The 12,266-nt window shown below is 32.3% G+C and carries 13 protein-coding genes; 4 read left to right on the top strand and 9 right to left on the bottom strand.

Translation table 11 applies throughout. The annotated features are described in order from the left end of the window. Entirely contained in the window at positions 1–780 is a 780-nt protein-coding gene (locus GAPWK_RS04005; protein ID WP_025314998.1) for a TOBE domain-containing protein, read from the bottom strand. 371 nt (positions 781–1,151) lie between these two features. On the opposite strand from GAPWK_RS04005, the gene modA reads away from it, so the two are divergent. From modA to modC, 3 genes are read left to right on the top strand one after another with little or no spacing between them, the layout of a single operon-like run. Next, positions 1,152–1,916 carry a molybdate ABC transporter substrate-binding protein gene (gene modA, locus GAPWK_RS04000; RefSeq protein WP_025314997.1) on the top strand — a complete coding sequence of 255 codons (765 nt, stop codon included), beginning with the start codon at positions 1,152–1,154 and terminating at the stop codon, positions 1,914–1,916. Between the two features lie 12 nt (positions 1,917–1,928). Further along, complete coding sequence (modB, locus tag GAPWK_RS03995) at positions 1,929–2,621, top strand: molybdate ABC transporter permease subunit (protein WP_025314996.1); 693 nt, start codon at positions 1,929–1,931, stop codon at positions 2,619–2,621. Beyond that, complete coding sequence (modC, locus tag GAPWK_RS03990; RefSeq protein ID WP_051516227.1) at positions 2,622–3,305, top strand: molybdenum ABC transporter ATP-binding protein; 684 nt, start codon at positions 2,622–2,624, stop codon at positions 3,303–3,305. It abuts the gene before it with no gap. Here the strand turns inward: modC and GAPWK_RS03985 are convergent. From GAPWK_RS03985 to GAPWK_RS03970, 4 genes are all read right to left on the bottom strand, one after another. Further along, a complete protein-coding gene (locus GAPWK_RS03985) occupies positions 3,284–4,036 on the bottom strand; it encodes a UDP-2,3-diacylglucosamine diphosphatase (protein ID WP_202961686.1) in 753 nt (250 codons plus the stop codon). The two genes, modC and GAPWK_RS03985, sit on opposite strands and share 22 nt — an antisense overlap. Beyond that, the gene (gene ppiB / locus GAPWK_RS03980; RefSeq protein ID WP_025314993.1) at positions 4,029–4,520 is read right to left on the bottom strand and encodes a peptidylprolyl isomerase B; all 492 of its coding nucleotides are present in this window, start codon (positions 4,518–4,520) and stop codon (positions 4,029–4,031) included. Before ppiB ends, GAPWK_RS03985 begins: the two co-directional genes overlap by 8 nt. A 71-nt stretch (positions 4,521–4,591) precedes the next feature. Further along, positions 4,592–5,443 (bottom strand): bifunctional methylenetetrahydrofolate dehydrogenase/methenyltetrahydrofolate cyclohydrolase FolD, encoded by an 852-nt coding sequence (folD, locus tag GAPWK_RS03975; RefSeq protein ID WP_025314992.1) that lies wholly within the window; start codon positions 5,441–5,443, stop codon positions 4,592–4,594. Positions 5,444–5,512: 69 nt separating this feature from the next. Next, positions 5,513–6,202 carry a YggN family protein gene (locus GAPWK_RS03970; RefSeq protein ID WP_025314991.1) on the bottom strand — a complete coding sequence of 230 codons (690 nt, stop codon included), beginning with the start codon at positions 6,200–6,202 and terminating at the stop codon, positions 5,513–5,515. A 711-nt stretch (positions 6,203–6,913) separates the two neighbouring features. Between GAPWK_RS03970 and GAPWK_RS03960 the strand changes: the two genes are divergently transcribed. Then, complete coding sequence (locus GAPWK_RS03960; RefSeq protein WP_025314989.1) at positions 6,914–7,180, top strand: GrxA family glutaredoxin; 267 nt, start codon at positions 6,914–6,916, stop codon at positions 7,178–7,180. Between the two features lie 53 nt (positions 7,181–7,233). Here GAPWK_RS03960 and tsaB read toward each other — a convergent pair whose 3' ends face one another. The 4 genes from tsaB to GAPWK_RS03940 all read right to left on the bottom strand — a co-directional run bounded on the left by tsaB (position 7,234) and on the right by GAPWK_RS03940 (position 12,184). Beyond that, on the bottom strand, positions 7,234–7,914 hold the full coding sequence (gene tsaB, locus GAPWK_RS03955) for a tRNA (adenosine(37)-N6)-threonylcarbamoyltransferase complex dimerization subunit type 1 TsaB (RefSeq protein WP_025314988.1): 681 nt from the start codon (positions 7,912–7,914) through the stop codon (positions 7,234–7,236). Positions 7,915–7,943: 29 nt separating this feature from the next. Next, positions 7,944–9,848: an ATP-dependent DNA helicase gene (locus GAPWK_RS03950; RefSeq protein WP_025314987.1), complete on the bottom strand. Its 1,905-nt coding sequence runs from the start codon at positions 9,846–9,848 to the stop codon at positions 7,944–7,946. A gap of 369 nt (positions 9,849–10,217) precedes the next feature. After that, positions 10,218–11,192: a glycosyltransferase family 8 protein gene (locus GAPWK_RS03945; RefSeq protein WP_025314986.1), complete on the bottom strand. Its 975-nt coding sequence runs from the start codon at positions 11,190–11,192 to the stop codon at positions 10,218–10,220. An 11-nt stretch (positions 11,193–11,203) separates the two neighbouring features. Beyond that, positions 11,204–12,184 (bottom strand): glycosyltransferase family 8 protein, encoded by a 981-nt coding sequence (locus GAPWK_RS03940; protein ID WP_025314985.1) that lies wholly within the window; start codon positions 12,182–12,184, stop codon positions 11,204–11,206. Between the last annotated feature and the right edge of the window lie 82 nt (positions 12,185–12,266).

Raw genomic sequence — 12,266 nt, 5'->3', positions numbered from 1 at the left:
CTAAACTAATGTGGCAACAATAATATGCTGAGGATGGATTGATATTGTTAGCGATTTACCTTTGTATAAATCATACTGCTTGATTTCTTCAGTTAATTTGCTTGCATAAAGCGTCATACCTGATGGCAATGAAAATTCAATTTCAGTCCATTCATTGTCAGTTTTAATGGATTCAACCTTAACCGATAAGTTATTTTCATTGGCATCATTTAACTCAATTAAGGGGGCTTTGATTAATAACAATACTGTTTTATCCACACTTAACTTTAATCTTTCAATACTTTGTTGCGTGATATAACCTTTTAATTCTGTTTGGTTATCACTTAATTTAACAGTAATATATCCAGCAACATGATTCGCTTCAATGTGTTTAACACTACCATACAATTGATTTCGAGCACTGGTTTGTAATGATAATCTTGCGGTGGCTTTTAAAATATCATCCAGTGGTACATTATCATCATTTAATATATTAAAGGCATTATGTTGTAATTGGGTTAAAAGATCATAAAGTTGAATAAATCTTACTGCATAGGAACTCAATTTAGTACCACCACCATTTTTACCGCCAGTTGCAGTAATTAAAAAAGGCTTGGTTGCTAGTCTATTAATTTCACTAATTGCATCCCAAGCCGTTTTATAACTTAGACCAATTTGTTTTGCTGCTTGACTTAATGAACCTGTTTGCTCAATGGCTTTGAGTAAAGCAATCCGCCTTGGATCAATAAAAAGTTCTTGGTTCAAATTGAGTGTTAACAAAATATCGGGCGAGAAGAGCATTTGTATACCTTGATAAACTTTAAAAAATAGCTTTATTGAAAAACAATTTAGGTATTGTAGACCCTTTTGTTACTTCCTACAAAATTTGTGTGAAATAATTGTTTTTTGATAAAGAAAATCAATAATTCAATTAGATAACTTTCATCCTAGCTACCTTTATTACTTTTTAATACAAAATTAGATTTTTTCAAATTCATTTGTTTATTATCAATACGCTCAATTACATCGATATGTTTTATTTTATATAACGAAATGTTACTATGTTTTTGTACTATGATTCATTTTGTATGTTTTCTAAAAAATAACAATTGATATCAGTAAAATGAGCATAACGTACATTATTAACCAATCACGACAATTTATCTTGAGCAGTGAGGAATAGAATGAAAAAAATCTCTATATTTATTATTGCTATAACGACTTTAATATCAACTTTTACAACACAGGCACTTGAAAAAGTTACAGTATTTGCAGCTGCGTCATTAACCAATGCGATGCAAGATATTGCGTCAGAATATAAAACAGATCATGAAAATGTTGATATCGTTTTTTCGTTTGCCTCGTCATCAGTCTTGGCAAAACAAATTCAACAAGGTGCTCCTGCCGATATTTTTATGTCAGCCGACCAAAAATGGATGACCTACCTTATTGAAAATAAATTAGTTAAAGATAAAGAAGATTTACTTAAAAATGCGTTAGTTTTAATTGCACCGGTGCAATCAAAATTAGACAAAGTTGAAATTGATGTCAATACCAATTGGAGTGAGATTCTTCCTAAAGGAGAACGGTTAGCAATAGGTGATCCCGATCATGTACCAGCAGGACTTTATGCTAAAGAATCGCTAACTCATTTAGGCGTATTTGACAAACTTGCACCACAATTTGCCTCTGCGAGTAATGTCCGTGATGCATTGATGTTGGTTGAACGTAGTGAAGCAGCATTAGGTATTGTTTATAGTACTGATGCAAAAGTAAGTAATAAAGTAAAAATTGTAGGCGTCTTTCCGGCCGAAACTTTTACATCTATTGAATATCCCGTTACTTTATTAAAACCTGAAGCAAAAGATTTTTACCAATATTTAAAATCACCACAAGCGAAAACGATTTTTGAAAAATACGGGTTTGTAACTAAATAGTAACGAATTATTATGATATTGACCGTATTTGAATGGCAAACATTGCTACTTAGTCTAAAAATAGCTGGAGTAGCAATTCTATTTAGTTTGCCTATTGGTATTTTGACCGCTTGGATTTTAGCTAGATGTCAGTTTTATGGTAAATCGCTATTTGATAGCATTATACATTTGCCTTTAGTTTTACCGCCGGTAGTACTTGGTTATTTATTGCTATTAACTATGGGACGCAACGGTATAATCGGCAGTTGGTTAAATCACTATTTAGATATTAGCTTTAGTTTTAATTGGCAAGGTGCTGCTTTAGCTTCTGCTGTGGTGGCATTTCCATTATTGGTTCGATCAATTCGTTTAGCGATAGAATCAATTGATTTACGTTTAGAAAATGTCGCACGCACACTAGGTGCAAATCGTTTACGAGTATTTATGACAATCACGCTACCTTTAGCTTTTCCCGGTATTTTAATGGGCACAGTTTTAGGTTTTGCACGTTGTCTTGGCGAATTTGGTGCCACTATTACTTTTGTATCAAATATTCAAGGTGAAACAAGAACCTTACCACTTGCAATGTATACATTATTGCAAATGCCTAATGGAGAAGATGCTGCTTTAAGGCTATGCATTATTTCAATTGCTCTATCTTTGGTTGCGCTATTTTTATCAGAAATGTTAAACCGTTGGCATAAAAGGAAATTATCAGGACAATAAATGATGATTAATATAGATGTTGTTAAACAATTGACCACTTTTTCCTTTGAATTTAAGCAAATGGTTCCTTGTCAAGGTGTGACCGCCATTTTAGGTGTTTCAGGTGCGGGGAAATCAACACTAATTAACTTAATAAATGGTTTAATTAAACCTGATCAGGGCAAAATTTCACTCAATGATGTGACATTAGTTGCCACTAAACAAAATATTTTTGTTCCCCCAGAACAAAGAAATATTGGTACTGTTTTTCAAGATGCTTTACTTTTTCCTCACTTGAGAGTAATAAAAAATCTCACTTATGGCGCAAAAAATATTAATCGACAAAAATTCGATGAAATCATTAATGTGCTCAACATTAACCACTTGTTAAAACGCTATCCTGCGATGTTATCTGGTGGCGAAAAACAGCGAGTGGCGATTGGTCGGGCGTTATTAACCAATCCTAGATTATTATTAATGGATGAACCACTATCGGCATTAGATATGCCAAGAAAAAAAGAGTTATTAAACTATATTGATATATTAGTTAACGAGTTCAAAGTACCTATAATTTACGTTACTCATAACATTAATGAAGTTAAACGTATAGCAAACTATGTGGTTATTTTAGAACAAGGAAAATTACTGACTTACGGGGACACTCATAACATTTTACAGAGCGATTATTTAAAAGAGTGGTTATAAAGCTGCAATGTATCACAATTACTGTCTTGTTTAATATAAGATACGCCATCATGCCAAGCTCCTAATACCAAACGACTAGCAGGTTTACCGTTAACTAAAAATTGATGCGTTGCTGGCTTATGTGTATGACCATGAACCATAATACTAGCATCATATTTGAGCATCATCTTTTCGACGGCTTGTTGATTCACATCCATGATATTTTCTGACTTAATTTGATTGTAAGAACTACTCTTTTGTCTCAATTTGCCAGCAATCTTTAAACGAATGAAGAGTGGAAGTTTCAAGAAAAGTTTTTGTAACCATTTTTTATGCATAATGTTACGAAATTTTTGATACTGCGGGTCATCCGTACATAACAGATCACCATGTAAAAAGAGAATATTACTATCACTAGTAGGTAAATAGTTAATATCTGATAAAATCGTCATATTACATGATTTAGCATATCTTTCGCCTAACAGGAAATCGCGGTTACCATGAACAAAATAGGTTTTAATTTGCCGTTCTGTTAGTGAACGCAATGCAAATGAAATCTCTTGGTGTAACTTTGTATTAACATCATCACCTATCCAGTAATCAAATAAATCACCAAGAATATAAAGTTCGCAACAATCAGGTAAGCTCTCTAAGAAAGATAAAAAGCCTGCGGTTATATCAAAATAACCCGAAGCAGGCTCATTATCCGTTAGATGAATATCTGCAATAAAATAACGGATTGGATTATTCAACCGTTACACTCTTAATGATTACATCTTCAACAGGCACATCTGAATGCATACCGCTGCGTCCTGTTTTTACACCTTTGATTTTATCAACCACGTCCATACCATCAACCACTTGCGCAAAAACACAATAGCCATAACCATTAATATCAGATGAACGATAATTCAGATAATCATTATCAACGACATTAATAAAAAATTGCGCAGTAGCGGAATGAGGGTCGGATGTGCGAGCCATGGCTAGTGTGCCACGATTATTTTTCAAACCATTATCGGCTTCGTTTTTGATCGGATCTTTGTTTTTTTTCTGTTTCATACCTGGTTCAAAACCACCACCTTGAATCATAAAATTATTTATGACGCGATGAAAGATCGTATTGTTGTAGAAACCTTCTTGGCAATATTCAACAAAATTTTTAACTGTTTCTGGCGCTTTATCTTCAAAAGTGTCAATTTTTATATCACCTAAAGAAGTATGAAATATAATCATAAAATGTTCCTTATTATCTTCATTTTTTAACTTACATTTACAAATCAAAAATTAAAAGAATGGTTCTCTATTTATTTACCGAATTTTTCACATGCTTCAAGTGTGTTACTCATTAGCATTGCAACTGTCATAGGACCAACGCCCCCCGGAACAGGCGTTATCCAACCAGCACGTTCAACTGCTGTTTCAAATTCAACATCCCCAGCGAGTTTACCATCGGGTAATCGATTGATACCGACATCAATCACAATTGCTCCTGGTTTAATCCATTCACCTTTGACATAATTGGCAATACCAACACCAGCAACGACAATATCAGCATTACTGACATGTTTAGCTAAATCTACGGTACGGCTATGGGTAATCGTTGTTGTGCAACCTAATAGTAGAAGCTCTAGTGCCATAGGGCGACCAACAATACTCGAAGCTCCCACAACGGTGGCATTTAATCCTGATAAGTTAATACCAGTTGATTCTAACATTTTAACCACACCATAAGGAGTACATGGACGTAAAAGCGGATCTCGTTGTAGTAAATGACCAATATTATAGGGATGAAAACCATCAACATCTTTACTAGGATGTATACGTTCAAGGACTTTAGTTTTATCAATATTATCCGGTAAAGGAAGTTGAACTAAAATACCATGGACATCGTCACGTTGATTAAGTTTATCAATAAGAGTTAATAACTCTTCTGTTGTTGAAGTAGGAAAATCATAAGAAAAAGAAGCAAATCCAACATCATCACAGGCCTTTTGCTTATTTCTAACATAAATTTTTGAAGCTGGGTCTGACCCCACCTGCACTACAGCAAGTCCTGGAACAGATAAACCATTTTCAATTCTTTGTTTTACTTTATCAGCAATATCATCTCTGATTTGCTTCGCTAAAAATTTTCCATCAATAATATTGGCTGTCATAAACTTCTGCATCTTCAACTGGATTGATAATAGTTAGATATTTTCGCAAAAGTTTTTATTAATGTCTATTCACTTATAGGTTGATTGGTTAAGTTGAGTTAATATTTGTTGATATTGACCATCAATATCCGTTATAACGGAACAAATATGAGCATCAAACGCTTTTAGTTTAGACTTCTGAGATTTCCATTCATTTTTCGAGATCTGTTTTATTGCGCCATAATTTTTTAAAAAATCAAAATTTATAATGCTACCACCTACTACATTATAAAAAATATGCGTACCTATATCTTCACCATCTTTTTTTAAATTATTAAAATTCTGGTAATAAAATTGAGTATTACCACTTTCTGTTATTATAGATTTATGGAGTAATTTGACTAATCTTTTATATAATTTATTTAATTCTCGATGCAGTTCATTATCGTTACCTAATTTATTTTTTATCGCGCTTTCAAATATTATTTTAACTTCTGATAAAAGACTTAATGCTTCTTGTTCCAATTTTGGTAATTGCTGTCGCAAATTTGTCTGGAATTTTTGGGTTTGTTTTTCGAGTGGCGGTTTTACTAAAACTGTTTTCTTATTAAATATAACTTCTCCGTTAGATTTAATCATTAAATCATTTTTTTTATTGAAAATATGAACACTTTCTTTGTTTATTGCGATGTTATAGCTTGGTTTAACTGGACACTCTTTTTGAGCGGCAAATAATGTGGAGGGAAAGATGATTACCATCAATAATAATTTCTTTAACATATCTATATCCAGTTTTTTTATTAAAATAAATTATAGCGGTTGAATTTCAATTAACATAATAAAAAATGTTTATTATGTCATTAAAATTTATCTCTAAATTATTAGATTATTTTTTTAAGTATAAGTGGCAATAAACTTGCTAATAAAAGATATTATTCATCTCTTATTTTGAAGGTTTCTTAAATTACTCATCCAAAGCATTTTTTATTTAGTCATTTTTAAAGATATTTTTTAGATCATTATAGAGTGTGCTTTGCGCTTTCTTACCAAACGAATCTAGTACAGTTGACGAATGAAGTTGCCAAGCATATATATCTAATTTATACTGAAACGTATAGTTAACCTGAAACTTTTTTACAACAATTAAAAATTTTTTTGAAGATTCCATTCCACTCATTAGTTTTATTTTAGCTGTTCCGTTTTGATAATTGTCATTTCACTAAAATGATTGTACTTGCATCGTTGTATAAAAGTTTAACAACAGAATATAAAAAGTTTCAATTTTTCTGAATGTTATAATAAATTAACCCAATAAATACTACGAATAAAAGAAACATATTAAAGTTATCTCTTTTACAGACGATCTTTATAATGAGCTCATAGTATCAATAGATATAATCTATTAAAACAACTATATTTAACTGCTTTTTTTTCTCAAAAAGTAAAGTATAGTATCAATATATTCAAAAAATAATTTATCAGAGGTGAAAAATGTATACTGTAATTTTTGGTCGTCAAGGTTGTCCATATTGTGTTCGAGCTAAAGAGTTAGCTGAAAAACTGTCTAAAGAACGTGATGATTTTTCTTATCGTTATATCGATATTAATGCTGAAGGCATTACTAAAGAAGATCTTTCTAAAAGTGTTGGCAAACCAGTAGAAACAGTTCCTCAAATTTTTATTGATGAAAAGCCAATTGGTGGTTGCACTGATTTTGAAGCTTATGCTAAAGAGCACTTAGGACTATTTAGTGAGTAAGCGAACATAGTTTTTTGATATTCATTTAGCCACCATTAGGTGGCTTTTTATTTTTAACGGCCAGGCAGTTTTTGCCATGTAACTTCATTACGCAAATAGGTTGGCTCAGCATTTTCAACACTAACCCATTCATCTTTTTGCCACTTCTTATCGGCTATAACAATTAAATCCTGAGCATGTGGTAACAAAATATCGCTTGTGTGAATATTTTCCAGCATATCTGGATAAGTTTGCCATCCAGTACCAGCGCTATAACTATCATTACGAATATCTTGAACTTTATCTATTACTTTTTCTGGCGCAATGACACACTCTGGAATAATTGCTTGCCAATGGTCATCGATGTATTGATATTGACCTAAATAGACTTCATTCATTCTGGCATCTATCGCAGGAATAACATTTGTTATCTGTCTGGTACGATACACCCCTTGAGCTAATGTCATTAAGGTTGAAACCCCTATCATTGGTTTATCAATACCGAGTGCTAATCCTTGCGCTACACCTATACCAATTCTAACACCAGTAAAACTACCTGGACCAGCCCCAAAGGCTACAGCATCTACCTGAGAAAGTGAGCAATCCGATTGTTTTAAAAGATTGTCAATCATAGGTAAGATCTGCTTAGTATGATCACGGGCAGAAATTTTAAAATCGTATGTGATTTCATTACAATAGAGTAATGCAACAGAGCAAGCTTCTGTAGCGGTATCAATGGCTAAAATAGTACTCATTTTTTTCCCAAAATAATTTATTTTTGTAATTAACTTTTAGCTAATAAAAAATTTATCACCTTATTTATATCACGTGTTCTTGGCGAAGGTGGCAAGCTATTAATAAATGTTGCACCATAAGCTCGCATCACTAATCGATTATCACAAATGATAATTGCACCTCGATCGTTATGGTGGCGTATCAATCGCCCAACCCCCTGTTTTAACGTGATTACAGCTTCAGGTAATTGAACTTCATTAAATGCATCGCCTCCTTGCATTTGACAATCTTCCATACGGGCTTTAATTAGAGGATCATCTGGCGAAGTAAAAGGTAATTTATCTATGATAACACATGAGAGGGTGTCTCCCCTAACATCAATACCTTCCCAAAAGCTACTGGTTGCAATCAGTAATGCATTACCTTTATGAATAAATTGCTCCAACAATTTAACTTTACTGGTTTCGCCTTGAACCAATACCGGCAAAGTGGTTAATTCTCGAAATTGTTTGGCTAGTGCATTCATCATTGCATAGGAAGTGCATAAAAAGAAACAACGCCCTTGATTAGCTTCAATAACGGGTAAAAGAATATCGATCAATTTCTGTGCATTTCCTTGTTCATTTGGTGATGGGATATAGCGTGGAACACACATAATAGTTTGATTTGCATAATCAAATGGACTTTCTAGAATGAGCGACTCTGCATTATCTAAGCCTAAACGTTTAGTAAAATAGTCTAATCGATTATCAACCGATAGTGTTGCAGAAGTAAAAATCCAACTTCCATCACGTTCAGCAATTAATTGAGTGAATTTGTCTGCCACCGATAATGGAGTTAAAGCAAAAATAAAATAGTTATTAGAACTCTCATACCAATAACTAAAACCTGTTATATTTGTCTGCTGCAAACGATTTAAAAGAGTATGGTATTGATTTATTCTTTCAAAACAATTATCTAGAGTTGACGATCGTCCCACAGCTAGTAATAAAACTTCATGACAAAAGTTTAAGGCATCAACCAGATAAGATAACTCATTTTTTACTGCTTCTTGATTGAATAAATAACGTAAGTTCCCTTTTGGCGAATGTTGGTTGATGACTAATCGTAGATCTTGTGCGCATTTTTGAAGTTTATCCGCACACTGCTGTAACTGTGCCATATCTTTCACTTCAGTGCGATATGCAAGATTTATTTCCTTAGCCAGATCGAACAGTTGCCGACTGGTTAACTGTTGCCCAAAGTAGTGACAAGCTAGATCGGGTAGCTGATGTGCTTCATCAAAAATCATGACATCTGCTTTCGGGATAAGTTCCCCAAACCCCGTATCTTTTACTACTACATCAGCTAAAAATAGATGGTGATTCACCACGACAACATCTGCGTTTAATGCTCGTTTACGCGCTTTGACAACATAGCAATCATTATAATGTTCACAGTCACTCCCTAAACAATTATCGTTAGTACTGGTTAAAATTGACCAAACAGGATTGTCTTCAGTTACAGTAGTACATTTACTAATATCACCATCTTTAGTTTTAATTGACCAATTTTTAACTCGAACAAGATCGACGCGTAAATCTTTATCAAGATCGCCTGCGCCTGCATATTGATGATACAAACGCTCTAAACAAAGATAATTAGCTCGCCCCTTAAGGAGTGATATTTTACCTGTGTAATTAAGGGCTTTTTTTATAATAGGTAGATCTTTACTAAAGAGTTGTTCTTGTAAATTTTTTGACCCCGTCGAAAGAATTACTTTTTTATCACTACGCAAGGCTGGCACTAAATAAGCAAATGTTTTGCCTGTTCCGGTTCCCGCTTCCACCACCAGAGAATGTTGCGCGTTGATTGCTTCAGTGACTTTATTTGCCATACGTCTTTGTGGCTCTCTTGCAACAAAACCATCTATAGCCGTCGCAAGCAAACCATTTTCTGAAAAATCATCAATCACTTAAAACACACCTAATATAAAGATAAGTTCAATATACCAATAAAAATAAAAAATAGATTAAAGGGATAATACAACGCTATGAAAATATCATGACTTCATTTCAAAATGGGATGAATTTATTGTAATGGAATTGAACGATTAAAAACTTAATTAACAGATATACTATAACAGTTACCAAGTTAAAAAGATATACAATATTGTTTACTTATAACTAATATGATGTATTTGAAATAAGTAAACAATAAATTTTACAATTAATAATCAATGTAATGAATAAACCCTAATCAAATAGCTAAATTTACTCTTATTACTTTAAATATTATTTATTAATAATCAATAAATTTCAACATAAAAAGCATTATCAAACAATTAGTTAATGAATTTGTTTTTTAAATAAATACAATAATGCTTTATCCCAGACAAATAGTTTTTTTGTTTAAACATCAATCGAGAATAGGCTCGTATTGAGGAAGTTTTTTTCCGACTATACAAAGGCAATGGGTCGTTTTTCCAAGGTGATTTATCTAAATAAAAATCAAATAATTTTGAACGGTAAGGCTGATGCCAAGGTTTATTTTTTGTAATATAATGAATCAAAGTCGTATTTTCTGGTACATTAGAATCTTCATTACCATTTATAGAAATAGCCAATAAATTGTTATATTGTTTTTCCAATATGATTCTTTTTTCACCAACAACAATATTTAAAACATCCTGATCTGGATATTGATATTTTTCACCACTATTCAATAACGTCAATGTTTTAGTTGTGATATTTTCCTGACACCATAGAGGTATATTTATCAACATCACTCCAGAATTAAAATATGTTCCCATAACGATATCATATTTACTGCATTGAGAATCTTGCATATATTGCTCATCAGCGACAGCGGCAACAATTGCATCATCTAAATTAATTTCATTAATAAAATCAAAGCTGTTAATACATAACGTATCACTATCTATATAAAGTAATTTTGCAGTAATATCTTTTAATATCTCTGGGGCAATTAATCGCATACAAGCTGCAATAGGAAACTGTTCAGTATTTTTTTGATCAACGCTAAACTGATCATTAATTACATATTCTGTTATTGAAGTATTATCCGATTTGATTTTAGCGATGTTTTTCCTATTAGCTTCTGATAGGTTGTGGGTAAACAAATGAAAATGAAGCTGATGCCTTTTATTATTTTCAATAACCGAAATTATATCTACACCAGCAGACAAAGCATAATTATCATCAAAACATAATAAAATATGTGATACATTTTGTTTACATGCAAAACCGCATGATAATAATTCATTTTTTTTAGTAATAAAGTTATCAACTTCAATCACAAAGTTATTCCTTAACGTTTTTTGGTTGTTTTATGCATTAAGTAAAGCACATAATATTTAATCGCGGCTAAATATTTATGTTGACTAGCAAGTAATTTTGCATAACGTCTTGTGGTTGAAGGTGCATTTTCATTAGCCAATGACAATTTTTGATTAGCCCATGGCGAAGTAGCTATATAATGCTGATAAAGTGGTGTAATATAGAGTTGGTACCAAGGTTTATTACCTGTTACATAATGGATGATAGCTGTATTGGCTTCAATAAGATTATCCTCATTACCACCAACGGTAAGTGCAGTAATGGTGTTAAAATGTCTAGGTAAAAATACCGTTTGACCTTGCATTAAAATATTCAATACATCTTGATCAGCAAATTTATAGACTTTACCGCTGTTGATCATGTTAAATGCTTTTTCAGTTAGGTGGTGTTCAACCCACATATCGGTATTGATATAAATCATACCAGCATTAAAATATTCTCCATAAGGGATATCGCAAGCCGCACATTGCTTTTCTTGTGTTTTACCGATATCAGGGACAACGGCTGAAAACTTATTTGTTAAATCAGTAGAAACAAGTTCATCAAGATTATTGGTACATAATACATCACAATCAAGATATAAAACACGAGAAGTCACTTTATTCAAGATTTGCGGAACAACGAATCGTAGACACGTTGAAGCAGAAACATGTAAAACTAAGGTATCAGGATTAATCGAAAATTCATTACTAATTTCATAACAAATTATTGAAGTATTTTCTTTATTTAACTGATTGAATCGCTCGATTTTTTCATTTGATACATTATTGGCAAACAAATGAAAAACCAGATTTTTATTAGGATTATTTACTATCACTGATGACATTGCAATACCGGCAGGCATTGCATAATTATCATCAAAACAAAATGCAATGTGTAAGGTTTCTAAAGCTGTCAGAGCGTTATTAAATAATGTTATAGTCTTACTGATAAAAAGATTTTCTGCTAACATGTTCTAGTAATACCGAGAATTTGAAATTTGATTTATTGTAGCATAACCAATTATTATGAAAAAATTAACTATCAATTTCATA

This window comes from Gilliamella apicola, assembly GCF_000599985.1.
Classification (GTDB): domain Bacteria; phylum Pseudomonadota; class Gammaproteobacteria; order Enterobacterales; family Orbaceae; genus Gilliamella; species Gilliamella apicola.
This window is presented reverse-complemented; position numbering and strand designations above follow the sequence as displayed.